We start from the raw sequence: 24,251 nt of genomic DNA on the forward strand, positions 1-24,251 counted from the left end.
TTAGCTTTTAATTTGTTACTCAAATGCTAGATTGTAATTTTTTAGGACCGTTCATAAATGATTATTTTTTTGAATTTAATTGCCAATTTTTATCATAAGAAACAAAGAAACTAATCCAAATATTTCTAGAAAGTCTCATGATAACAGGCATAAAAATAACAAGAGTTAAACTAATGCCTATAAAAGCTGTTTTTAGGCTAGTTTTTAAAAATACATAACAAATGATAAATGCAGCCACACCAAACGCAACACCTAAGGCGTAACTAACATACATAGAACCATAAAAAAATGAAGGTTCCATTGAATACTGTAATCCACAATGTGAGCAATGTTCATTCATTTTGATTGTATACTTTGGGTTAAACAGGTTGCTTGATTTATACATGCTTTCTTGTTGACATTTAGGACAACTTCCTGTTAAAATGCTATTGATTTTCAATCCTTTTTTTAACATTTGCAAAAATTTTTTATCAAAGGTAGTTTTTTTATGCTTTTGAATATATAATTTAATTAACATTTTATGCTAAATATTCACAATTTATCAATTTCTTTTGGAGGAACTTTTTTATTTGAAGAAGTAACCTTTAGATTAGGCGCAGGTGATCGCGTTGGACTAGTAGGAAAAAATGGAGCAGGAAAGTCCACCCTGTTAAAAATTCTTTCGGGAGATTTTAAACCTGATTCTGGAGATATTGCAACGGAAAAAGACGTACAAATTGGTTTTTTGCGTCAAGATATTGATTTTGTGAAAGGCAGAACAGTATTAGAAGAAGCTTATATGGCTTTTGAAGATATTAAACGAGCAGAATTTGAAATTGATAGAATTAATCAAGAACTAGCCACTCGTACTGATTACGAAACAGAATCCTATACTGAATTAATAGAAAGATTAAGTGATTTTCAACATCGCTATGAAATTTTAGGAGGATATAGTTATGTAGGACAAGCAGAAAAAGTTTTATTAGGACTCGGTTTTAAACGAGAGGATTTTAATAGTCAAACGGATACTTTTTCTGGAGGGTGGCGTATGCGTATTGAATTAGCTAAATTATTGTTACAAACCAATGATATTTTGTTATTAGACGAACCTACAAACCATTTGGATATAGAAAGTATCATCTGGTTAGAAAGTTTCCTGAAAACTTTTCCAGGTGTAGTCGTTATCGTGTCACATGATAAAATGTTTTTAGATAATGTAACCAATAGAACCATAGAAATTTCACTAGGAAAAATATATGATTATAATAAGCCATATACACAGTATTTAGAACTTAGAGAAGAAATTCGTGAAAAACAACTACAAACCCAAAAAAATCAACTCAAAAAAGTTGAAGAAACAGAAAAATTAATTGAAAAATTCCGTGCCAAAGCCACTAAAGCATCAATGGCTCAATCTCTTATAAAAAAGTTAGATAAAATGGAAGTGATTGAGGTAGATGAAGATGATAACTCTGTTATGAATATTTCATTTCCTATTTCAGTAATTCCTGGTCGTGTGGTTATAGAAGCAGATAAAGTTACAAAAGCATACGGCGAAAAAACAATTCTAAAAGATATTTCCTTAAATATAGAAAGAGGAAGTAAGATTGCATTTGTTGGACAAAATGGACAAGGAAAATCCACTTTTATAAAAGCAATTGTCAATGAATTTCCTTATGAAGGAATAATTAAATTAGGACACAATGTACAATTAGGTTATTTCGCCCAAAACCAAGCAGACTATTTAGATGGCGAAAAAACACTTTTAGACACTATGATTGATGCTGCTACAGACTCAAACCGCTCTAAAGTACGCGATATGCTAGGAGCCTTTTTATTTCGAGGTGATGATGTAGAAAAAAAAGTAAAAGTGCTTTCAGGAGGAGAAAGGAATAGATTAGCATTATGTAAACTATTGTTACAGCCTTTGAATGTGTTAGTAATGGATGAACCTACAAATCATTTAGATATTAAGTCTAAAAATGTACTAAAAGCAGCTTTACAAAAGTTTGAAGGAACATTATTATTAGTCTCCCACGATCGTGATTTTTTACAAGGAATGGCAAATACGGTGTACGAGTTCAAAGATCAAAAAATTAAAGAATATTTAGGCGATATTAATTTCTTTTTAGAACAACGCAACGTAGATAATTTTCGTGAAGTTGAGAAAAAAGATGAGATTAAACCCGATTCAGGTCTTAACACTCAAACTAAAAATTTGAGCTATGAAGAACAAAAACTAAAAAAAATACTACAAAATAAGCTGTCAAAAATAGAAAGCCAAATACAAGAATTAGAAAAAAAAATACAAAAAGATGATCTTACACTAGCCGAAAATTATGAAAAATTATCACAAGACGCTTCCTTTTTTACGGCTTATGAAAACAAGAAAAAAGAACTAGATATGCTAATGGAAAATTGGGAAAATATACAAATAGAACTAGAAAGATAGTGCCTTAAATTTTTAGTAAGCAATATGCTGTTTTTATAACAAAAATATTGCTTACTCTTGTAGACTATTTAAAAGGATGACGTTCTTGCCATGAAATTTGAGGTTCTAAACGAGCAAATATTTTATTGATAAAGCGATTGATAATCGCGTTTCTATGATAAATAAAGCCAGACATAACAACGGGTTTTGCTCCTATAGAACTTTTGATCTCTAAAGCTGTTCGACCAAAAATGATCTTCTTAAACTGATTTTTAATGCCAAATTCAGTCATGTTGTACAACATATTTAAATACAACATCTTTTCTTTTTGTACATATTCATCATATCCCAAAAAATAGGTTTCTAATAATTCACCATTTAAAAGTAAGGTATGAAAACCAATTAAATCATCGTTCAAAAAATATCCCGTTAGTTTAAAACCATTACCGCATTGTTTTTTAAAAGTATAAAAATGATGTTTCGATAAGAAAAAGGTATTAAAAGGAGCATTTTTAGCTACATGATGATAAAGTTCATATATTCTTTCTTCATATATTTTAATTTCTTCTAAAGATAATTCGCGGGTAGTAATACCACTAAATTTTTTATGAGAACGTTTGTATTGATCTCGATATTTTTTTGACAAAGCAGCCATGTAATCCTCCTCCGTTTTCCATTCTGGATTTAACTCAAAAATCATGTTAGGTTGAATATTAAATTCAAAAAAATCCTTAAAAAAATATTTTTTCAATTCATTACTGCTACCCTCATAGAAATCTTTAAAAACAATAATATGTATATTGATATTTTGTTTTTTTAAATGTAAGATTACATGATTCTTACATTCTTGTAAAATTTGACTAATACAAGAAAAATTCATCTCTTTGTTAAACGCATATCCATTTTGTCCCGTAATCATATTGTTACCAATAAATAGAACATTAGAAGCAAAATGACGAAGTAAAAAATTTCTTGTGTAAATTCTAAAACATTTATCTCGATCGCCAAATGAAGATAATTGCTGTGATTGGATATATTGAGCTAGGACAACACCTATATGTTTATTGTTTTCATATATAGCAATATAAAAACATTGCATATTAACAGGAGAAGACTCTCCTAAAACAGATAAATAAGACGTTTGTAAAAAAGCATTGTCCTTCGCAATCGTATTCCATGTAACAGGAAGATCTTGGATTGCCTCGTGTATAGTAAACGTAATTGATTCCAAAATAAAAAAATAATCGCCTAAATATAAGGCGATTGTTTTATAAATAAATGTTAATGTTTTATTGTTGCATATAAATAATGATATACTTGATAAATTCTACACAAACTAATAAAAAATATAAATATATTACGGAAAAACGCTTAGAAAAATATCCATGATTAATAGTTTTTAGAACTCTAGAAAGAACCAACTACTCAAATTTTATATTTAATTGAGTTTTAAAAGGAACCCTTAAAATGTAAAAATAAATATTAATTGTTTAAAGAAGTTGATAATAAATTAAAACAAGGAGAAGTAATATCCGTTTTAGTAAAGTTTGGATTAGCAAATTTAGAATTTAAATTAGACGAAGTCCCTATAACAAATGAAAAATAGCCAGTATAACTTGATCCGTTCCAATTAGCATATAGATTATCAATCCCGTCTGGACAATAAAATATATTATCATTAAAATTTAAATTTGGTTGACTTAATTCAGCATAAACTAAATTACTGTTTGAATTTGTGTGAAAAATGTTATTTTTTATGATAGAGTTTTCACTATAAGATAAATATAATTCTCCGTTGCCAGAACTGGTAAAATCGTTTGAAAAACAAGTGTTATTTATAATGATTGAATTAGTAACCTTACCAGATCCATTTGGATAATCAAAACCTCCTAATGCAATTGCACAAACTTGATTGTTATGGAATATATTATTACGAATTATAATCCCATCAGTAGTTTTGCCAATATTTTCACAACCAATTTCAATACCATACCCATTATGATGTGATTCATTATTTTCAACGATGATTTTTTTGCCGCCATCTATATAAATTCCACCAGATCTAGCAGAGGGTGAAATACAATTATAAATGGTATTGTTTTTTACCAAACCATTTCTTGCTTGATCATTCCTAGAAAAAGAACACGTACCTTCATACCCAATTACGTCAATTCCAATATTTGTTAAATCATGAACAGTATTATTTATAACTTTAAAATTATCAACATTACCATTAATAGCAATTCCCTCACTATAACCAAGCCTACAATTGAATAATTGATTGTTTTCTATAACTAAATTACGTATTGCTTTAGTAGGATTGGTACCATAAACAATAATTCCTTGCGCATTAGTCGACGCATTTACAGGAGCATTTGGATTTGAAGAAAAATGAATATCATGAATTATACAATTTTTGATAGTTATTTCATTGCACAAACCCTCTATTAAAATACCTTGGGCATCATTTTGAATATTATTTCTTAATTCTAAACCATCTATTGTAATGTGTTTTTTGTTTAAAATAGAAATGATAGAATTTTTATTGGTAATACCCGTTGCATCAATAATAGGAAGAGTAGAAGTTTGATTTTTAATCGTAATATTATTAACTGGAATTTGAATTTTTTCATTGTAAACACCACTACCAACATTTAGTGTGCTATTAGCAGGCATATTATTTAAACTATGTTGAATCGTTTTCCAAGGGAAATCCTTCGTTCCAGGATTGGCATCATTGCCACTTGGCGATACATAGTAGTTAGTTGGAGATGCACAATAATTAACTTGATAAAAATAATTAATAATAAAAATGATTACTATTAGAGCAAACAATGTTATTGATATTCTTTTCATTTTTTTTTGTTTAAGGTGAAAAAATATTGTTAGATCTTTATTCATGTTCTGTCATTTTATTGATGGTGACAGAACCAATTAGCTTTTGTTTTTATTAAAGATAGTAGTTTGTAAGTAAAAAATCAATTTTAAATTAAGCTGAAATTTAATCCAGTAGACATTTGTTAACCAAAACTTTAGAAGGGGAATCAAACGTTATTTTGTAAAAATATTAAAATGATTAGTATGGTCACAAAAAATATTTAAAAATAAGATAAACAAAATAAAAAAAAGTTTTAATACCATTTAAACTTAAAATATACTGGATTAAAAAGTGAAATTCTCGATCTTTTTTATTTTAAAACAACTCTAACAAACGGTTGAGTATATAATTGAAATGATCGTTAGCTCGAGCGCGAAGCACATCGAGAATCAATACTAATTTCTATTGCTTTTGTAGGATAGTCTCTAAATCAAACATTATGTGATTTCTCCCTTTGGTCGAAATGAAAGATTGCGAACTTTTTGGACAGTTTCAAGGTTAAAAAAATAGTATTATGAGGAAATTTCAAAGTTTAAATGGTATAAAAACAATTATATATTGAAAATTTTACAGATAAAATAATTTTAAATTTTATAATATTAAGAAGAGTAATGTCTCCTGTAATAAAAATGTGTGCCAGAGATTGCACTGTCTCGAAATAGTTAGATACTATTTGGGTACACTTTTATAACTCGTTGATTTCTTTTTCGGATAGTCCTGTTAGCTTTATTATATCAGGAATTGAAAGCCCCATTGTTTTTGCTTGCTTAGCAATTTCAATTTTTCCTTCAATCTTTCCTTCAATCTTTCCTTCTTCTTTACCGTCATCAAAAGCTGTATCAATAATACTTTTTAGGTCTCTGTACACTTTTAAACTACTTTCGTATTTATCTAATTCCCATTGTCCAAAATTAGCTAATTCAGCTTTTTCAAAAGCTTGAGTAAAAACCTCATCTTTGAAAATGGTAGGTATATTTTGGAAGTCTTCTAGGTTTTTAATAAAATACAACCACTTGTCTAAACGGGAGTTTAAGTCGGTTTCCTGTTTTTTAAAGTTGGGCATTTCTAAATAAATATAGGTTAGTTTATCGTAAAAAACTTTTCCATTTTGGTTTTTTAGTTTAATGGTATGTACGACTTCGCTTTTTTCGGGTTCAGATTCGTAATCGTCAAAAGTAAAATCTAAAATACCTATACAGTAAACGGATTTGAGGTTATAGTTCCATTCTCCTTTTTCGGCTTGTTCTCTGATAGGAAAAGTGGCGTAATAAATGGTTCGTTCTTTAAAGAAATTTTGTTTTGCTTTTTGTAGTTCTACGATGAATTTTTCGCCTTTTTCATTTTGGCAATAGATGTCGTATATGGCTTTTCTGTCGAGGTCGGTAATTCCGAGTTGCTCGGTGTTTTTAAAAGAAAGTTCTTTAATTTGGTCGTGTTGAGGCAATAGTGTGTTAAGGAAGTCTATAAGCAAATTTTTGCTGGCTTCTTCCCCAAATATTTTTTTAAATCCAAAGTCGGTAAACGGATTGATGTATTTAGCCTTCATGATTCCAAATGGTTTGATGATTCAAATTTACAAAAAATATTTGACAGAGTGTTTTTAGCTGTCATATAGACAAACGACTAATAGAACTAGATTTTCAGTAGTTTTATGAAAGACTATTTTTAATAGAAATACTAAAAATAAATATTATGATCACAAAAACGTCGAAAAAAATAAGGAGAAATAAAAACTTTATTTACTCAAACAAGAGGTCTATTTTATATTTATTAAATTTTAGAATGGAGTATTTCATTATTGAGTCAGTAAGTATTTTTTAATAATTATACGCGTTATATAGTGAATATGATGCTCTTTTTACTTATTAAAGTAGGTTTGAGTAATTTCAGGATTTTAGTAAAATAACAGCAATAGATAAAAGGAGTTTGCCTATTCATTTTTAAAATTGGGTACCATAGAATATATACAAAAACAAAAATGATAAGCTTAAAGTATAGGGATCTCTTTTTCAAATGCAGAGCCAAAAGAGATGAATGAATCAGTACTTCCAACACCTTCAATGATATGAATTTTTTCGTATAAAATTTTCCTAAACTCTTCATTGTTAGTAGCTACAATTTTTAAAAATAAAGCATATTTGCCAGACACAAAATGACATTCTACAACTTCTGGAATCTCTTTTAGTCTTTCAGCAATAGAATAAGAATAACGAGCTTCTTTAGTAGCAATTCCTGTATAGGTAATAGTTTCGTAGCCCATAGCTTTTGCATCAAGCTTAATAGAAAAACCTTTGATAATACCTGCTTCTTGCATTTTCTTGATTCGTTGGTGAACTAATGAATTAGAAATGTTTAATTCCTTAGCCAATTCAGAATAGGCAAAACGACCATCTAAACTTAGCTTTTGAATTATTTTTTTGTTGATATAATCTATTATTTTATTTAACCCTTGTGACATTTTTATCCTTTTTTAACTTTGGTATTAATGAGAAAATAAGTAAAAAAATAATATTGATCTTTTTGCCTATTTTATATTGTTTTTAAAATGTTAAATTAACATAATTAGGAATCTATAAAAGTCAAATTTTAATAAATTTACTTAGATGTTGTAAATATACTTATAAATACACTAATTTTGTGTCACATTAAAAGAAAACAACACCATGGATAAAGATCAATTATTGTCAAAATTATGGGAGCAATACATCGCTATTACTCCATCTGCTCAAAAAATTCACGCATTATTAGCTGCTGAAGGAGAAATAATAGGAAATGATCATATAGCTATTCGTACATACGATGATAAACGTGTCGATATTTCGGTTTTAGAAAAACCTTTTATAAAAGCAGGTTATGAGCCAAAAGGCGAATATGTTTTTGAATCTAAAAAATTATTTGCAAAGCATTATGAACACGCTACAGATAAAAGCGCGCCACGCGTTTTTATTTCACAATTAGAATTAGCTAAATGTTCGGAATCATTACAAAAAACAGTAAAAGAAACTTTAGATGCTTGTGACCAATCAGTATTTGAAAAAGAAGATTTAATTTTAAGCGGTGCTGTATGGAATAATTCTTCTAACGCAATCTATTCCAATTTATTGGAAGAGTCAGAGTATGCAGCGTGGATGTATATTTATGGTTTCCGAGCTAATCACTTTACAATTAATGTGAATGCCTTAACCCAATTTCCAACATTACAGTCTTTAAACCAATTTTTAAAAGATAATGGTTGGAAATTAAATACTTCTGGTGGTGAAATTAAGGGAACTCCTGCTGAGCTACTAGAACAATCAAGTACATTAGCTGATTTATATACAGTAAACTTTGATGAAGGAGCTAAAGAGATACCTTCTTGCTATTATGAATTTGCGTTGCGTTATCCAATGGCTAATGGAGAGCTTTATTCAGGATTTATAGCTGCTTCAGCAGATAAAATTTTTGAAAGTACAGACGTGAAACTTCAAAATGAAGCAAAATAAGTTTTTATATAAAAAATAATACAGAGTTCTCTTGTGAAAATAAGAGAACTCTTTTTGTTTTAAAACAAAAAATTAAAAGAAACTAGCATGATTAAAAAAATTTTCCTATTGCTCATTTCTCTAACAGCAGGCGCGCAAACTATTCAAATAAAAAACGAAAAAGTAACTATAGATGGCGTTCCAGTTCTTCAGCTAAAAGTAATATCCAATCGCTTCAAATATGATCTATATGATCTGAATAATAATTTGATGCTTCATGCGAAAATGATACCTTGTAGAGGTTGTAAAGAAATAAATGAAATTCAATTTGAATTGATTAGCCCTAACTACTCAGATGTAAAAAGATTAAAAGTTTTAGAAGAATCCTTTAGTCGTTCCAGAGAATTTATCAAGATGCTATGTCAGTACCATGTATTGAATCAAAAAGGACTTGATTTAGAACGTCTTTTTACAATAGATGAAGAAAGATTAAAGTTAGAACCCATTGAAACGAAACCAATTGAAGAAAACATAAGTACTAAAGAATTTAAAATCGTAGCAAATGACTTACTCGTTCACGGAGAAAAAGTTGGTTTTTTTGAACAGAAACAAGAAAGTCTAAAATGTAAAAATTATCAACTAAATTATATTAAATACATCCTATTTGATTTAGATCGTAATTTAATTGCTTCTTATTGCACAATAGAAGATACCCTCCCTATGGACATCCTGATTTCTTCAGGATTTCAGAAGCTTTGCAAATCGATCGATTAGTCGTTCGAAACGGTGTGAATTATGTATATGACACACTGCCAAAAGAAGTAATAATGCAATTTTTAGCGACAAAGGCTTTTCAACAGAATTATCATTTGGGACATTTTATCAATAGGAACTATTCCCCTGTTTTGACCGATTCAGAACAAAATGAAGAAGTGAAATATATTGACAAAAGTTCTGAATATTTCTTGTGTAGACATGAAGATATTGTGGGAATAGGGACTTTTGATCTAGTAAAAGGATTTAATGATGACCCTAGTTTTAAGACTGGTAAACAACACATTTACTTTAAACCATTAGATACAGATTTGAAACCCTATGTTATTCATGGAAAATATGATGAAAAAGTAATTATAGAAAATCATTACGAATCCAATGCCTACATTGCTTTTGATGTAGTTAATAAAGATGTTTTTGAAATTTTTGAAACGATACAAAGTGCACAAGAATTAAGACCCGATTGGTCTGTATTTAGAAAAATAGTATATGAAAATCAAAAATTTTATATTGCATTAGATTTTAAACAATTCATCATAAAAGACAAAAGAAAAAATAAAGGCGTTCGGTTATCCAATAAAAAGGATAAAGCAAATAAACAAATCTTAAAATACTTAGATATAGACCCTCAAATCTTGAAAAAGTACGAATTAAAACATTTAGATGAATTAATTCAGATCGTTTCTGTAGCCAAGTAAATTCTTTTATTAATTTAGTTTTCAAATTATTAAAATACACTAAATCTGTTATGGCACAACGCAAAATCTTTATTTTCGATTTCGATAGTACTTTTATACAAGTAGAAGCACTCGATGAATTGTGTACTATTATTCATGGAGAAACACCTATAGCCGAAACAGTTCTAAAAACCATTCAAGAAATAACCAATCAAGGAATGGAAGGAAGTATTACCTTAAAAGAATCGTTATCAAAACGAATTCATTTATTACAAGCACATCGAGATCATCTAGAAGAATTAATAAAAAAATTAAAAGATAAAATTTCCACATCTGTTATTCAAAATAAAAACTTCTTTAAACTGCACAGCGAAGAAGTGTACGTTATATCAAACGGATTCAAAGAAATTATAGTACCTATTGTCCAAGAGTTTGGAATAAAACCCGAAAATGTATTAGCAAATACCTTCGTTTTTGACCATCATGGAAATATAGTAGGATTTGATGAAAAAGAAGAACTATGTGAAAACAAAGGAAAAGCATTAAAAATACAATCCTTAAAGTTAGAAGGTGAAGTAATCATGATAGGTGATGGCTATACCGATTATGAAACAAAACAATACGGAGTAGTATCTAAATTCTATGCTTTTACCGAAAATATAAAACGTCAAGTAGTATTAGATTTAGCAGAAAAAGTAGCTCCCTCTTTAGATGAGATCTTATACGATTTGTCCGTAAAAGCGTCCGTTTCTTATCCTAAGAATAGAATACAAGTCTTACTATTAGAAAACATTCACCCAGACGCAGTTGCTCAATTCGAACGCGAAGGGTATCAAGTTACAAGTTTAAAAGGATCACTATCAGAAGAGGAGTTGTGTGAACAGATTAAGGAGGTATCCATACTCGGAATTCGTTCTAAGACAACCGTATCAGCACGTGTTTTAGAAAACGCCCATAAACTGCATACAATTGGAACTTTTTGTATAGGAACCAATCAAGTAGATCTACAAGTTTGTAGCCAAAAAGGAATAGCTGTTTTTAATGCCCCTTATAGTAATACACGTTCAGTCGTAGAACTAGCAATAGGAGAAATGATCATGCTAATGCGTGCTACTTTTGAAAAAAGTCAAAAAATGCACCAAGGAATTTGGGATAAGTCGGCTAATGGTAGTGTAGAAATTAGAGGGAAAAAATTAGGAATTGTTGGATATGGTAGTATTGGATCTCAACTTTCTATTTTAGCTGAAGCCCTAGGAATGCAAGTCTACTTTTATGATGTGGTAGATAAACTAGCTTTGGGAAATGCTAAAAAATGCGCATCGTTACAAGAACTATTAGCAGTAGCAGATGTAGTGTCTTTGCATGTTGATGGAAGAGAAAGTAATGAACAACTGATGGATGCAAACGCATTTAGTGCGATGAAAAATGGAGTAGTATTCTTAAATTTGTCCCGCGGACATATAGTAGATATGGATGCACTAATCGTTAATTTAGACAGTGGTAAGATAAGAGGGGCAGCTATAGATGTTTTTCCTTATGAACCTAAAAATAATGATGAGGTATTCCTCTCCGCTCTGCGTGGAAGAGATAATGTCATACTAACACCACATATAGGAGGTAGTACAGAAGAAGCCCAACACGATATAGGAAATTATGTGTCAAGAAAAATAATACAGTATATCAATACAGGAACTACTTTTGGAAGCGTTAATTTGCCCGAAATTCAATTACCTGAATTTGATAATGCACATCGAGTAATGCACATACACGAAAACGTCAAAGGAATATTGGCACAAATTAATACAATATTTTCCAATGCAAATTGCAACATTTTAGGACAATATTTAAAAACAAATGAACAAATAGGGTACGTAATTACAGATGTAGATAGTTTTTATGATCCAGATTTAGAAAAACAATTAAAAATGATACCCAATACAATACGATATAGAATTTTGTATTAATCATTAAAAACATAACGTATCAAAAGAAATTAAAAATTTCTGTTTAAAAAGAATTAAAAAGTGAGCATGAAATTAGATGTTTTAGAACAATCATTACAAGGAAAGTTATACCATGATACAACCATGCGTACACTGTATGCCACAGATGCTAGTGCATACCGTGAAATGCCTATGGCTGTTGCGGTGCCAGAATCAAAAGAAGATATAAAGAAAATAATAGATTTTGCTCGTACAAATAAACTAAGTGTTATACCACGCGCTGCAGGAACTTCCTTAGCAGGTCAAGTCGTTGGGCAAGGTATTGTTGTAGATATATCCCAAAAATTTACATCTATTTTAAGTGTCAATAAAGAAGAAAAATCAGCCTGGGTACAACCAGGAGTCATTCGAGATGAACTTAATTTAGATCTAAAAAAATACGGTTTATTTTTTGGACCCGAGACATCCACCAGTAATCGTTGTATGATTGGAGGAATGGTAGGGAATAACGCTTGTGGTGCTCGTTCAGTTGTCTATGGTTCTACTCGTGAACATTTATTAGAAATCAAAGGATATTTAGCAGATGGAAATGAGGTTACTTTTGGAGAATTAACCAATGAAGAGTTTGAAGCTAAGTGTCAAGGAATAAATGTTGTAAGTGAATTAGAACAAAAAATTTATTTGCAAGCCAAAGAAATACTATCTAACCCCGTAAACCAAGAATTGTTTAATGCCAATTATCCCAAAAAAACAATTCCAAGGCGTAATACAGGATATGCTTTAGATTTATTAGCTGATACAGCACCTTTTGGAAACTTTCAAGAAAAATTTAATTTCTGTAAGCTTATTGCAGGTTCGGAAGGAACTCTATTTTTTGCTACAGAAATCAAGTTAAACTTAGTGAATGCCTTAAAACCTAAAGCGGGTTTAGTGTGTGTGCACTGCGATAGTGTCAATGCTTCTTTAAAGGCTAATTTAATCGCATTAGAATACAATCCAGATAGCGTAGAATTAATAGATCATTACATTCTAGACTGTACTAAAGAAAATATAGAACAAAGTAAAAATCGTTTCTTTGTTCAAGGCGATCCTAAAGCTATTTTAGTGATAGAATTTCTTCGTGATACAGTAGAAGAAATTCAGGAAACAGCTCAAAAAATGGAAGAGCAAATGCGAGCAGCAGGGTTAGGTTATCATTTTCCAATTGTTTACGGAGAAGATACAAATAAAGTATGGAATCTTCGTAAAGCAGGTTTAGGACTTTTGTCTAATATTCCAGGAGACGCTAAAGCAGTAGCCGTAATAGAAGATACAGCAGTAGCTGTAGAAGATCTACCTGATTTTATTGAAGATTTCAATCAGATTTTAGAAAGTAGAAATCTATTTTGTGTACATTATGCACATGCCGCTACGGGAGAATTACACTTGCGTCCTATAATTGATTTAAAAACAAAAGAAGGTACGGCTATGTTCCGTACGATTGCTACAGATATTGCACATTTAGTGAAGAAATACAAAGGTTCATTAAGTGGAGAACACGGAGACGGACGCTTACGAGGCGAATTTATACCATTCATGTTAGGCGAAGAAATTTATCAAATGTTTATCCAAGTAAAAAATACGTGGGACCCATGGGGAATTTTTAATCCAGGTAAAATTGTCAATACTCCTCCTATGGATACTTCCTTACGTTATCAAGCAGGACAAGTAACACCAATGCCAGAAACATATTTTGACTTTTCAGAGTTAAACGGATTTGTACGTTCTGCAGAAATGTGTAACGGTTCTGGAGATTGTCGTAAAACCGAGAAAAGCGGAGGGACCATGTGTCCTAGTTATATGGCTACTCGTAACGAAAAACATACCACAAGAGCAAGAGCCAATATTTTACGAGAAACCATCACACACTCTAAAAAAATGAACCCATTTGATCATGAAGAAATAATAGATGTTTTAGACTTGTGTTTGAGTTGTAAAGGATGTAAATCAGAATGTCCTTCAAATGTAGATATGGCTAAGTTAAAAGCAGAAGCCCTGCAACAGTATCATGATAAAAATGGAATAAAATTTCGTTCTAAATTAATAGGTCATACACCACGAGTAAACAAAATGTTTGCTCAAGTACCCTTTTTGTATAATTTGTCAACCAAAGGATTTTTAGGAACCCTAGTAAAGAAAACAACAGGATTTGCTACAGAACGCTCTCTTCCTGAAATGTATAAAATAACCTTTGAAAAATGGATTGCTAAATTTAATCAAGAAGGAACTTTTGAAAACGGAGAAGTTTATCTGTATAGCGATGAATTTTTAAATTATTTTGATGTAACTATTGGGCAAACAGCTGTTAAATTATTAAATAAATTAGGTTATAAAGTTAACGTTCCATCAATAGGAATCAGCGGTAGAACCTATTTATCGAAAGGAATGGTAAAAATTGCCCGAGAAATAGCCGAAAAAAATGTAGAAAAAGTATACGATTTGCTGCCTAAAGAGGCTGTTTTAATAGGAATAGAACCATCTGCTATCTTAACCTTTAGAGATGAATATCCCGATTTGTGTCGAAATGATTTAAAAAATAAAGCAAAGAAAATTGCTGAAAAAACTTTTTTAATAGAAGAATTTTTAGCACAAGAAATAGAAAAAGGAAAAATAACTTCTGATCATTTTACAGATAAAGAAGAACGTGTACGTATGCACGGACACTGTTTTCAAAAAGCCTTATCTTCCTTAGTGCCCTTGAAACAAATATTGTCATTACCTAAAAATTATACGGTTTTAAATATACCAAGTGGTTGCTGTGGTATGGCAGGTTCATTTGGGTATGAAAAGGAACATTATGAAATTTCAATGAATATAGGAGAATTAGTTTTGTTTCCAACTATTCGTCAAGAATCAAAAGAAACAATTATTTCGGCATCAGGAACAAGTTGTCGTCATCAAATTGCAGATGGAACTGGTAGAGAAGCACAACATCCAGTAGAAATTTTATATAAAGCATTGAAGTAAAAATAAACCGATTATAAAATGAAGAGGAGGGAGCCAAAAATCAACGTTTGGTTTGTTATTTTGGTTTTTTCGGACAGTCTCTTTTTTTGAAAAAAAGAAAACAATATCATTTTAACGATATATAAAACAAGTTGAAACCCAAATTAATCTAAATAATAAAATTAATTTGGGTTTCTTATTTTTGAGAGTCGAAATTTATTAGGATTTACCCTGTTGAATTATTTGTTATTTAGAGATTATTTTTGTATAATAATGTTTCGGTAGATTTAATTTCTAAATATAGGTTTTTTTATAATATAATATTCTGATAATATTATTTTTGTTAAAAAATAAACACAATGAGTAATCCCCATTTAGAAATCTCTCAGCAGTTACAACAATTATTATCACAAGTAGAAGATCGTACAAAATATTTTTTAGGATATCCAGTCTCTAAAGATTTTGATTATTCTGAACTACTTCCTTTTTTGCAATTTCCAATGAACAATTTAGGCGATCCATTTGTGAAATCAACCTACCAAGTAGATTCGCGAGAGATGGAACGAGAAGTCGTTCATTTTTTTGCAGAACTTTTTAGAGCCAATCCTGAAAATGTTTGGGGTTATGTGACAAATGGAGGTTCAGAAGGTAATTTATACGGTTTGTATGTTGCTAGGGAATTGTATCCTAATGCTATGGTTTATTTTTCTGAAGATACTCATTATAGTATTCAAAAAAATGTAACGCTTCTTAATATGGAATATGTTATTGTACGTTCTCAAGAAAATGGAGAGATAGATTATAATGATTTAAAAGAAGCTATCCGTTATAATAGACACCGTCCTGTAGTAGTAGTAGCAAATATAGGTACTACTATGACAGAAGCTAAGGATCATATTCCAACAATCAAGAAAATTGTTACAGATATGGCAATTGAAAAACATTATGTTCATGCTGATGCTGCTCTAGCGGGTGGATTTGCTCCTTTCGTAGAGCCTCGTCCTGCTTTTGATTTTGTAGATGGATGTGATAGTATATCCGTAAGTGGGCATAAATTTATTGGTTCGCCTATGCCTTCAGGAGTAGTAGTAGTAAAAAAAGAGAATCGTGATAGAATAGCTAAAAAAATTGCCTATATAGGTTCTTCAGATGCTACGATTACAGGATCTAGGAATGGGCATAGTCCTTTGTTTTTATGGTATGCCATTAAAAAATTAGGTCTTGAAGGTTTTGCTTTACGTACACAACATAGTTTGCAAGTGGCAGCTTATACAGAGAAAAGATTAAATGAAATAGGCGTAAAGGCTTGGCGTAATCCTAATGCTATTACAGTGGTTTTTTCGTCTCCTTCTATTGAGGTTCGAGCAAAATGGCAACTAGCAACGGAAAAAGGGCAATCTCATATTATTTGTATGCCTAATGTTACTTTTGAGCAAATAGACGAGTTTATTTCAGATGTGTTAAGTTTAAATGATTGATTTATAGTTTTTTAAAAATAAAATAAATTAAAAAAGATAAAAGTGCTTGTAGATGTCAATAAACGTTGTATATTTGCACTCGAAACAGCGCGGGATAGAGCAGTAGGCAGCTCGTCGGGCTCATAACCCGAAGGTCACAGGTTCGAGTCCTGTTCCCGCTACTAAGTTGAAAAACTGAAAATACAAATAGCACAGCGCGGGATAGAGCAGTAGGCAGCTCGTCGGGCTCATAACCCGAAGGTCACAGGTTCGAGTCCTGTTCCCGCTACTAAGTTTATAAAAACTAAAAATACAAATCGCACAGCGCGGGATAGAGCAGTAGGCAGCTCGTCGGGCTCATAACCCGAAGGTCACAGGTTCGAGTCCTGTTCCCGCTACTAAATTTAAGCCATTCAGCAATGAATGGCTTTTTTGTATTGATATGGATGAATTTGTTGTGTACATATTATATTCTGAGAAACATAATAAGACCTATGTTGGTTTTACGTCTAATTTGATTGAGCGATTTAAATCTCATAATTATTTGGGTAATAAAGGCTATACAGTCAGATTTAGACCATGGAAAGTAGTTTGTGTAGAGTTTTTTACAGACAAATCTGAGGCTTTAAAAAGAGAGAAATTTCTAAAAGCTGGAAATGGAAGGGAATTTGTGAAGGAGCTAGTTGCTAAGTTGTAAATTCTGGGTTCATATCCGCCTCGGCGGACACAGGTTCGAGTCCTGTTCCCGCTACTAAGAAGAGAATCAAAATAATTGGTTCTCTTTTTTTATGCTTTATACTTATCTATTCTACAAGGATTTTTTGGGATCAAGTCCAAAACCTGTGGATTTGATAAATTAGGTATATAAATTTGCAAGTCTAAAAAGAAAGAATTCTATATTTCTTATGCCTCTAAATTTACTTCTAAAAGCCTTTATTTTTGCATTAAAAGATTCGGCTGAAGCATTGGTGCTTCTGTTGTCAAAGTAATTTAGTATTGTTTTATAATGATTTGTTATTGTTCTTGATGTTTGTATTAAATGATTTAAAATTTGATTGACTTATGTTTCAATTATATACTCAACCCTTTGTTCGAGTTGTTTTAAAATGAAAAAAACGGATCGAGAACTTTCTTTTTAATCCAGTATATTTTAAGTTTAAAAGGTATGAATTGGTTAGTCTAAAAAGAGGAGCAAGTTTGAAAATTCAATCAACCCAAAAAAGAAAGTATTTGTAATTAAGTCTGAATTATTGATTTTTATTAGTCTGTCCCTCTTTAGGATAAATGAAAATATAAAAAACAAATAATAATAAAATACCTAATCCAAAAGGAAAAGCAGCAAGAGAGCGTCCTTTAAAACCTAATATTAGTACATTTTCGTCAAACTTGAAAAACTCAGACGACATCCACCAAGTATTAGCAACAATCCAAAGAAACACCGCTATATTGTGGCACAACTCAGAAATATTAGCTTTATTTTTAAAAATAAAATAAACACTAATAAAAATAGTAGGAATAGCCATTGTTATGCCTAAAGTTTTAAATTCTAAACACCAACACATATCTTTTATCAACCAAAAAACGATGTGAAGATTTTCTATAAAACGTAGTTTTTTAGAAATCAAAAAATCCCTAGGAGGTTGATGAGTCATTGGTTTTGGTTTTTAAATTCAGGTAATAAAAATAATTTAAATTGATTTAATAAAATCAAACTCTAAGGAAAAAACACCCTAGAAAGTTTATTTTATGGTATCGCTATTTTTTAATAAATTTCTATGATGTGCCTTTTGTATTTGAATAAAAGCGTTAAATATTTTCAATGTTAATACTCGTTAAAGTTTTTCTCTATCTTTGCCTTTTTTAGATTTAAAGTTTCTAATTGTGTTCTATTTGAAAACTTATTGACTTTTTTGAGAAAGAAAAAAGAAGGTTTTAATCTTAATAGAAAAGTAAAAAATCGTTTTATTAGAGTCTTTGTATGTTTTTTTTGAGTTTAAAAACATTTTGGATAAAAAAGGGAATAAAGAAGTCTGTGAAAAAAATCAGTTTTGATTTTATAAAGTCTAGGTTTATATCTGTTTCGGCGGATACAGGTTCGAATCCTGTTCTTTTTACTAAGTAAGGCATTTAGAAATGAATGGCTTTTTATTATAAAAATATGAAAAGAGTAGTAGAGTATCGCAAATTGTTGGAAGTAGATAAAAATGTAACCCTAAAAGAGTTGAAAACAATTTATCGAAATGCGATGAAAGAAGTCCATCCCGATAAATTTGCAAATGATGAAGCAGGGCGTATTTTGGCGGAAGAAAAGAGTAAAGACATTATCAACGCGTATCATTTTTTAGTGAGTATTGCTAATGAAACGAGAGATAAAAATCTTCCAGAGTATCAAGAAATGATTGTCAATTCTCCTATAGTTGATTTTTATCTTGAAAAACAAGTGTTATTTGTAACGTATCATAATGGAATGACCTACGAATATATTGGAGTGCCTAAAAATGTTTATATTAAAATGATTAATGCAGATTCTCCTAATAGATTTGCCAAAAGACATATTTATGGAGAATATATTTATCGTAAATCAGGAGAAGTAGTAGTAGATTAAAAAATAAAAAAGAAGGTGTTCTAAGAAGTAGTGATTTAGCGTCTAGTTTATCACTTCTCTTTTCATAAAAGAGAGAGGGTAACTACTGTATGATTGGGTCTTAACTGTCTACTTCGTTCCAGTGTTCCTTTGTAAATATGATGTGACAAAATTACATCCTCTTAGAACACCTTCTTTAGGTTTTTATATCTTGAAAAATATTTATTCTGATAATATTTTGTTCTAGATAGCCTATTTTATTTGAAATTATTCTTTTCCCTCTACATAATTTTGAAGATATTCAAATTTAGGTGTAAGTTTTCCGTCTTGGCATACAGTGGCTCTTTCCAGTATTTTATCAGCATCATTGTTGTAAAATGAAGGGATTACGTGTTCTAAGAATGTTTTTCCAAATCCTTCGCTTGCATCTTTAGGAAGTTCACAAGGGAGATTGTCAACAGCCATTACAACTATGGCTCTTGGATCTTCATAATGAATTTCACGATGTTCACCTGGTAGATAACCATAAATAGGCTCTGCAATTGTTGATGCTCTAAGTGTACATGCCACAGGGCCTTCTACATCACAAGATATATCTGCAACTACCTTTATTTTGTTATCAGATGCGGCTAGCATTTCTTTTGTAAGGATATAAGGAGCGTTATTCCCGTAAAAATGCCCCGCCATAAAAACATCCGCTACTTTAGTAAAACGCTCAAAGTTAGAAGTGTACTCCTCTGGATGTGTATAAAAGTCTTTTTTATCAAACGGTTTTCCGTCTTTTCGAATATTGTAGTCCTCTAAATCTATATGAGTATACACAGGACGATCGTATGATTTGCTTAAAAAATCTTCGATACTAACTTTTTTCATTTTCATAGCATCTAACATTTCTTTAGCTCCCAGACCTACTTTTCCATGTCCTGTTAGTACTATTTTAATTGGAGGGAGTGTGATTCTTTTTAGTCTATCTATTAGATCCTGTTGGTCTTTTAGTATTTCTGCTTTTGCAATATTATACAAATCATATTTTAATCCAAATGCTCTAATACCGTTATAAGCTCCCACTATACCAGCATAGCGTCCAAAGCCTATCAATCGTTTGTTATTTGTGTCTACTATAGTCTCATGGTCTATTAATCGAATGTTTTTTTCTAAACAAGCTGCTAATAATTTACGGTTATAAGGTTGTTTCTTTATAGTGTGCGAAAAAAAGAAGTAAGTCTTGTTAGGAATTAGGGCATCAACAGGTACTTCTTTTACTCCTATTAGAATATCACAATCAGTTAAGTCTGTATCTACTGAAATGCCTAAATTACTATACTCCTCATCTTTGAAGATTCGAATATTAGAAGTTTCAACTTCAAAATTAGCTTCTGGAAAAATTTCTTTTACTTTCAGTAATTCTTCTGGTGAAAAAACAACGCGTCTATCAGGTGGGTTTTTTCTCTCTTTAATAATACCAAATTTCATCTGTTTTAGTAGTTTAAAAGTATGGATTTATAACTTAAGAGTTTAAGTTTGTTGCAAATATAACATTTAAAAGATATTATACAATTTTAAAAAAGAGTTGTTTGTATGAAAAGTATAGAGGTTTCGTTATATTTGCCGCCCACTTTGAAGAAGATTAATAGAAGAGAATTAAGATGAGCGATGAATTTTAAAAAGGGAGTTGTTTTTAAAAAAAAGTTATGAGATTAGTTAGAGTTTTGATATGTGGTATAGTGATTTCGTTTTTTTTCTTTGCTTGTACTGATAAAAAAAAGAAAACAAAAATCAAAGATGAATATAAAATAGGAAAAATTTATACTATGAAGCCTTATCAAGGGGTTTTTTCTATTGTTGGTTCAAAAGAAATTAAAATGGTACAAGATAGTATGGACTATCTGTACAATAAAGAATTTTTTAGTAATGATTTTTCAGGAGGTATATTAGTAGCTAAAAACGGAAAAATTTTATATGAAAAATATAGTGGTATGAGTAATTTTGAAAAAAAACTTCCCATAACCGTTGATACCCCTCTTCATATAGCATCAGTAAGTAAAGTTTTAACAGCTACAGCAGTATTATTATTGATTGATTCTAATATGTTAAAACTCGATGAAAAAGTAAATACTATTTTAGATGGTTTTCCATACGAAGATATAACAGTTCGAATGCTGTTAAACCACAGAAGTGGTTTGAGAAATTATAGTTACTTCATAGAAGATAAAGGGGTCTGGGAAAGAGGAAAAACATTGCATAACAGTGATTTAATATCCGTTATTAAGAACGGAAATATAGGTTTGGAGTTTAAACCAAATGCTCGGTTTAGTTACTGTAACACCAATTACGCATTACTTGCATTGATTATAGAAAAGGTATCTAAAATGGATTATCGCACAGCTATGAATAAAATGATTTTTGAGCCATTAGGAATGAAAAATACCTATGTTTTTGATTTAAATAAAGATGCTGACACAGCTAGTTGTTCCTATAAAGGGAATTATATAAAATACCCTTTAAACCATTTAGATGATATTTATGGTGATAAAAATATATACTCAACACCTCGTGATTTATTAAAGTTTGATATAGCAACATATAACTCTGATTTTTTAAACAAAAAACTACTGGCAGAGGTCTATAAAGGATATAGTTATGAAGCCAGAGGAATTAGAAATTATGGACTAGGAATTAGACTCTTAGAATGGAAAGATGGTAAACAAATGTTTTATCATAATGGATGGTGGCATGGAAACACTTCTGCTTATATCACATTAAAAAAAGAAAAAGTAACCTTGATTGCTTTGTCTAATAAGTATACACGTAAGGCTTATTATATGAAGTTGGCAACGGGACTATTTGGTGATTATCCTTTCCATATACACAAAAAAGGAGATGAGTTAATAGAATAATTTATTTTAAAATCAACTTTGTATTTTCTAAAATGTTTTTACCTTTGCAGGACTAATTGGGGTCGACTGGTTTTGACAGCGAGTGGAATTGATTAGTAAGCATGTCGAGCCAAGTATGGTAGGCTCGTAAATATCTGCTATACGAACATTACACGGCGAAAATAATTACGCTTTAGCTGCTTAATCCGAATTATAGTACGATTTGCCTAGTTCCTACAAGGTAGGAAAGCTAGATTCTTCTCAAAAGCCTTGGTTTGTGGCGGTTGGAAAAGAAGAACCGTAAAAATAAACCTAGAAAAGGTAAAGCTTTAAACCCTTTTTGACACGAATAAAGCTAAGCTAAGAGTGGTCGTTTTCAACCTTGCTTTTAGTCGAAAATTTAAGTGAAAACTAAACATGTAGAAAGCTCTTTGATTGCTTGTTTGGACCCGAGTTCGATTCTCGGCGACTCCACGAAAAGCCTTGTTTTTCAAGGCTTTTTTTTTGAACTTATGCTGATAATTTAATTTTATGTATTTTAAAAAAAAACAAAAGTGTTTTTAAAAATAATAGATAAAATATATAATTAGTATTTAAAAATTACATCTTATTTGCAGCTTCTCTACAGTACTCTTTTACTTTTTGAACATGATCAGTGTTTATATAATGTTTTTCCTGTTTGTCGTTTAGTATTTGGGATACTGCGTTATAGCTTAATCTTAAAATTTTGACCGTTTTAACTTTTAACATACCTAGGTCAAAAAATAAAATTCGTCTTAAAGATTCATTTTTTGAGAGGCTTTTTTATTTGCTTTATAAAAGTGGTTCGTCTATTTTTTAAATGATTTGTTCTTCTCTTAAATTTAGATTTAAAATTTCAACTGATTCTTTTGAAATAGTAATATTTGCAATAGTGTGTTGTTTTTATTAAAAAACGAGTATTTTATAATTAGAAATGAGGGACTCTTTTTAAATATGTCTAATACCTATATATAAAGGCATTAATGTTCATTCCAGCACCTACCGATGCAAAAATGATTACGTCTCCTTTATTAATTTGTTGATTTTTGATTTTTCCTTTAATAATTAAGTCGAATAATGTAGGAACAGTTGCTACACTAGAATTGCCTAATTTGTGAATGCTCATAGGCATAATGTCTGCTGGGGGAGTTTGTTTGTATAATTTATAAAAGCGATGAATGATAGCTTCATCCATTTTTTCATTAGCTTGATGAATTAACACTTTTTTTACTTCGTTAATATTTATACCGCTTTTGTCTAAACATTCCTTCATGGCTTTTGGAACATTGTTTAAGGCAAATTCATAAATTTTTCGCCCGTACATTTTAATGTAACGAACATTAGGATCGTGGTCTTTATTAAAAGAATTTCCAAAAAATAAATAATATGCTTGATCGTAAGTAAAGCTTGCTGATTCATGTGCTAGAATGCCGCCTTTATCTTTTGATGATTCAATAATGGTAGCGCCAGCACCATCAGAATAAATCATGCTGTCACGATCATGTAAATCAACAACTCGTGATAAGGTTTCGGCTCCAATTACCAAACATTTTTTTGCCATTCCAGCCTGAATAAAAGCTTTTGCTTGAATGACACCTTCTATCCAGCCAGGACAGCCAAAAAGCATATCGTAAGCCACACATTTAGGATTTTTAATGCGTAAATTATGTTTTACACGAGTTGCTAAACTTGGTAAAATGTCCGTTTGTATAGCTGCATGTTTTACGTTTCCAAAATTATGCGCAAAAATAATATAATCTAGTGTTTCTGGATCTATAGCTGCATCTTCTATTGCTTGTCTAGCCGCTATGGTGCCAATGTCGGAAGTTAATAAATCATTTGTAACGTATCTACGTTCTTCAATTCCAGTAATATCGTGAAATTTTTCTGTAATAGTCTCATTGGGTAGAGGAAAAGGTGTACCATCGTCATTTAAAAAAACATGCTTGGCAAAATCTAAATTGCTTATAATTTCAGTAGGGATATAGCTTCCTGAACCAGTTATCTTAATACTCATTTTGTATTGGGTTTTGAAAACTACTAATTTAGTTAAACAAATCTTTGGATTAGCTATAAATTGAATTTAAAGTTTTTTTTGTGGAATATCTAAAAAAAACTAATTTAAAACTAATATAATTTTTTTTACTGAGCTGATTTGTGATAATGATTAGAGAATGTTTAGTAA

General features: G+C 30.5%; 19 protein-coding genes, 3 tRNA genes and 1 other RNA gene. 14 read left to right on the forward strand and 9 right to left on the reverse strand.

Annotated features, from left to right (window positions below; genetic code table 11):
• Window positions 1–61: 61 nt before the first annotated feature.
• On the reverse strand, window positions 62–454 hold the full coding sequence (locus tag ACUXZJ_RS06690; RefSeq protein WP_060383890.1) for a DUF983 domain-containing protein: 393 nt from the start codon (window positions 452–454) through the stop codon (window positions 62–64).
• 66 nt (window positions 455–520) lie between these two features.
• Here ACUXZJ_RS06690 and ACUXZJ_RS06695 point away from each other — a divergent pair, with 66 nt between their 5' ends.
• Window positions 521–2,431 carry an ABC-F family ATP-binding cassette domain-containing protein gene (locus ACUXZJ_RS06695; protein WP_063743694.1) on the forward strand — a complete coding sequence of 637 codons (1,911 nt, stop codon included), beginning with the start codon at window positions 521–523 and terminating at the stop codon, window positions 2,429–2,431.
• 64 nt (window positions 2,432–2,495) lie between these two features.
• On the opposite strand, the gene ACUXZJ_RS06700 is transcribed toward ACUXZJ_RS06695, so the two are convergent.
• From ACUXZJ_RS06700 to ACUXZJ_RS06715, 4 genes are all read right to left on the reverse strand, one after another.
• Window positions 2,496–3,641 (reverse strand): 8-amino-7-oxononanoate synthase, encoded by a 1,146-nt coding sequence (locus ACUXZJ_RS06700; protein WP_205729635.1) that lies wholly within the window; start codon window positions 3,639–3,641, stop codon window positions 2,496–2,498.
• Window positions 3,642–3,892: 251 nt separating this feature from the next.
• A complete protein-coding gene (locus ACUXZJ_RS06705) occupies window positions 3,893–5,266 on the reverse strand; it encodes a right-handed parallel beta-helix repeat-containing protein (RefSeq protein ID WP_063743695.1) in 1,374 nt (457 codons plus the stop codon).
• A 707-nt stretch (window positions 5,267–5,973) separates the two neighbouring features.
• Window positions 5,974–6,834 carry an Rpn family recombination-promoting nuclease/putative transposase gene (locus tag ACUXZJ_RS06710; RefSeq protein WP_063743696.1) on the reverse strand — a complete coding sequence of 287 codons (861 nt, stop codon included), beginning with the start codon at window positions 6,832–6,834 and terminating at the stop codon, window positions 5,974–5,976.
• Window positions 6,835–7,275: 441 nt separating this feature from the next.
• Complete coding sequence (locus tag ACUXZJ_RS06715; protein WP_060383248.1) at window positions 7,276–7,746, reverse strand: Lrp/AsnC family transcriptional regulator; 471 nt, start codon at window positions 7,744–7,746, stop codon at window positions 7,276–7,278.
• 205 nt (window positions 7,747–7,951) lie between these two features.
• Between ACUXZJ_RS06715 and ACUXZJ_RS06720 the strand changes: the two genes are divergently transcribed.
• The 10 genes from ACUXZJ_RS06720 to ACUXZJ_RS06765 all read left to right on the forward strand — a co-directional run bounded on the left by ACUXZJ_RS06720 (window position 7,952) and on the right by ACUXZJ_RS06765 (window position 17,282).
• The gene (locus ACUXZJ_RS06720) at window positions 7,952–8,770 is read left to right on the forward strand and encodes a DUF1338 domain-containing protein (RefSeq protein ID WP_060383247.1); all 819 of its coding nucleotides are present in this window, start codon (window positions 7,952–7,954) and stop codon (window positions 8,768–8,770) included.
• A gap of 87 nt (window positions 8,771–8,857) precedes the next feature.
• The gene (locus ACUXZJ_RS06725) at window positions 8,858–9,523 is read left to right on the forward strand and encodes a hypothetical protein (RefSeq protein ID WP_063743697.1); all 666 of its coding nucleotides are present in this window, start codon (window positions 8,858–8,860) and stop codon (window positions 9,521–9,523) included.
• Window positions 9,524–9,576: 53 nt separating this feature from the next.
• Window positions 9,577–10,221 (forward strand): hypothetical protein, encoded by a 645-nt coding sequence (locus ACUXZJ_RS06730; RefSeq protein ID WP_145915588.1) that lies wholly within the window; start codon window positions 9,577–9,579, stop codon window positions 10,219–10,221.
• A 50-nt stretch (window positions 10,222–10,271) separates the two neighbouring features.
• Window positions 10,272–12,164, forward strand: a complete 1,893-nt coding sequence (gene serA, locus ACUXZJ_RS06735; RefSeq protein ID WP_063743699.1) for a phosphoglycerate dehydrogenase — start codon at window positions 10,272–10,274, stop codon at window positions 12,162–12,164.
• Between the two features lie 66 nt (window positions 12,165–12,230).
• On the forward strand, window positions 12,231–15,149 hold the full coding sequence (locus tag ACUXZJ_RS06740; RefSeq protein WP_060383244.1) for an FAD-binding and (Fe-S)-binding domain-containing protein: 2,919 nt from the start codon (window positions 12,231–12,233) through the stop codon (window positions 15,147–15,149).
• A gap of 338 nt (window positions 15,150–15,487) precedes the next feature.
• Entirely contained in the window at window positions 15,488–16,606 is a 1,119-nt protein-coding gene (locus ACUXZJ_RS06745) for a histidine decarboxylase (protein WP_063743700.1), read from the forward strand.
• An 88-nt stretch (window positions 16,607–16,694) separates the two neighbouring features.
• Window positions 16,695–16,767 (forward strand) — tRNA-Met (locus ACUXZJ_RS06750).
• 34 nt (window positions 16,768–16,801) lie between these two features.
• Window positions 16,802–16,874: transfer RNA gene (locus ACUXZJ_RS06755), tRNA-Met, on the forward strand.
• Window positions 16,875–16,910: 36 nt separating this feature from the next.
• A tRNA-Met gene (locus ACUXZJ_RS06760) sits at window positions 16,911–16,983 on the forward strand.
• 44 nt (window positions 16,984–17,027) lie between these two features.
• Window positions 17,028–17,282, forward strand: coding sequence for a GIY-YIG nuclease family protein (locus ACUXZJ_RS06765; protein ID WP_088418841.1), 255 nt, complete (start codon window positions 17,028–17,030; stop codon window positions 17,280–17,282).
• Window positions 17,283–17,441: 159 nt separating this feature from the next.
• Here ACUXZJ_RS06765 and ACUXZJ_RS06770 read toward each other — a convergent pair whose 3' ends face one another.
• Both ACUXZJ_RS06770 and ACUXZJ_RS06775 read right to left on the reverse strand, forming a co-directional pair.
• Window positions 17,442–17,636 carry a transposase gene (locus ACUXZJ_RS06770; protein ID WP_081248791.1) on the reverse strand — a complete coding sequence of 65 codons (195 nt, stop codon included), beginning with the start codon at window positions 17,634–17,636 and terminating at the stop codon, window positions 17,442–17,444.
• A gap of 196 nt (window positions 17,637–17,832) precedes the next feature.
• Window positions 17,833–18,237, reverse strand: coding sequence for a hypothetical protein (locus ACUXZJ_RS06775; protein WP_063743713.1), 405 nt, complete (start codon window positions 18,235–18,237; stop codon window positions 17,833–17,835).
• 506 nt (window positions 18,238–18,743) lie between these two features.
• On the opposite strand from ACUXZJ_RS06775, the gene ACUXZJ_RS06780 reads away from it, so the two are divergent.
• Complete coding sequence (locus tag ACUXZJ_RS06780) at window positions 18,744–19,190, forward strand: KTSC domain-containing protein (protein WP_060383889.1); 447 nt, start codon at window positions 18,744–18,746, stop codon at window positions 19,188–19,190.
• Window positions 19,191–19,436: 246 nt separating this feature from the next.
• Here the strand turns inward: ACUXZJ_RS06780 and ACUXZJ_RS06785 are convergent, their stop codons facing one another.
• Window positions 19,437–20,642 carry an NAD(P)-dependent oxidoreductase gene (locus tag ACUXZJ_RS06785; RefSeq protein WP_060383224.1) on the reverse strand — a complete coding sequence of 402 codons (1,206 nt, stop codon included), beginning with the start codon at window positions 20,640–20,642 and terminating at the stop codon, window positions 19,437–19,439.
• A 218-nt stretch (window positions 20,643–20,860) separates the two neighbouring features.
• Here ACUXZJ_RS06785 and ACUXZJ_RS06790 point away from each other — a divergent pair, with 218 nt between their 5' ends.
• Complete coding sequence (locus ACUXZJ_RS06790) at window positions 20,861–22,066, forward strand: serine hydrolase domain-containing protein (protein WP_063743714.1); 1,206 nt, start codon at window positions 20,861–20,863, stop codon at window positions 22,064–22,066.
• 58 nt (window positions 22,067–22,124) lie between these two features.
• Window positions 22,125–22,522: a transfer-messenger RNA gene (ssrA, locus tag ACUXZJ_RS06795) on the forward strand.
• A 502-nt stretch (window positions 22,523–23,024) separates the two neighbouring features.
• Here ssrA and ACUXZJ_RS06800 read toward each other — a convergent pair.
• Window positions 23,025–24,083 (reverse strand): 3-oxoacyl-ACP synthase III family protein, encoded by a 1,059-nt coding sequence (locus ACUXZJ_RS06800; protein WP_060383222.1) that lies wholly within the window; start codon window positions 24,081–24,083, stop codon window positions 23,025–23,027.
• Window positions 24,084–24,251 lie beyond the last annotated feature (168 nt).

The organism is Flavobacterium sp. TN-1, from assembly GCF_052828645.1.

Bases quoted from the DNA above. Each gene is read 5' to 3' on its own strand.
- ACUXZJ_RS06690 (WP_060383890.1), bottom strand. From the start codon at position 454: ATGTTAAAAAAAGGATTGAAAATCAATAGCATTTTAACAGGAAGTTGT.
- ACUXZJ_RS06695 (WP_063743694.1), top strand. From the start codon at position 521: ATGCTAAATATTCACAATTTATCAATTTCTTTTGGAGGAACTTTTTTA.
- ACUXZJ_RS06705 (WP_063743695.1), bottom strand. From the start codon at position 5,266: ATGAAAAGAATATCAATAACATTGTTTGCTCTAATAGTAATCATTTTT.
- ACUXZJ_RS06710 (WP_063743696.1), bottom strand. From the start codon at position 6,834: ATGAAGGCTAAATACATCAATCCGTTTACCGACTTTGGATTTAAAAAA.
- ACUXZJ_RS06715 (WP_060383248.1), bottom strand. From the start codon at position 7,746: ATGTCACAAGGGTTAAATAAAATAATAGATTATATCAACAAAAAAATA.
- ACUXZJ_RS06720 (WP_060383247.1), top strand. From the start codon at position 7,952: ATGGATAAAGATCAATTATTGTCAAAATTATGGGAGCAATACATCGCT.
- ACUXZJ_RS06725 (WP_063743697.1), top strand. From the start codon at position 8,858: ATGATTAAAAAAATTTTCCTATTGCTCATTTCTCTAACAGCAGGCGCG.
- ACUXZJ_RS06730 (WP_145915588.1), top strand. From the start codon at position 9,577: ATGCAATTTTTAGCGACAAAGGCTTTTCAACAGAATTATCATTTGGGA.
- serA (WP_063743699.1), top strand. From the start codon at position 10,272: ATGGCACAACGCAAAATCTTTATTTTCGATTTCGATAGTACTTTTATA.
- ACUXZJ_RS06740 (WP_060383244.1), top strand. From the start codon at position 12,231: ATGAAATTAGATGTTTTAGAACAATCATTACAAGGAAAGTTATACCAT.
- ACUXZJ_RS06745 (WP_063743700.1), top strand. From the start codon at position 15,488: ATGAGTAATCCCCATTTAGAAATCTCTCAGCAGTTACAACAATTATTA.
- ACUXZJ_RS06765 (WP_088418841.1), top strand. From the start codon at position 17,028: ATGGATGAATTTGTTGTGTACATATTATATTCTGAGAAACATAATAAG.
- ACUXZJ_RS06775 (WP_063743713.1), bottom strand. From the start codon at position 18,237: ATGACTCATCAACCTCCTAGGGATTTTTTGATTTCTAAAAAACTACGT.
- ACUXZJ_RS06780 (WP_060383889.1), top strand. From the start codon at position 18,744: ATGAAAAGAGTAGTAGAGTATCGCAAATTGTTGGAAGTAGATAAAAAT.
- ACUXZJ_RS06785 (WP_060383224.1), bottom strand. From the start codon at position 20,642: ATGAAATTTGGTATTATTAAAGAGAGAAAAAACCCACCTGATAGACGC.
- ACUXZJ_RS06790 (WP_063743714.1), top strand. From the start codon at position 20,861: ATGAGATTAGTTAGAGTTTTGATATGTGGTATAGTGATTTCGTTTTTT.
- ACUXZJ_RS06800 (WP_060383222.1), bottom strand. From the start codon at position 24,083: ATGAGTATTAAGATAACTGGTTCAGGAAGCTATATCCCTACTGAAATT.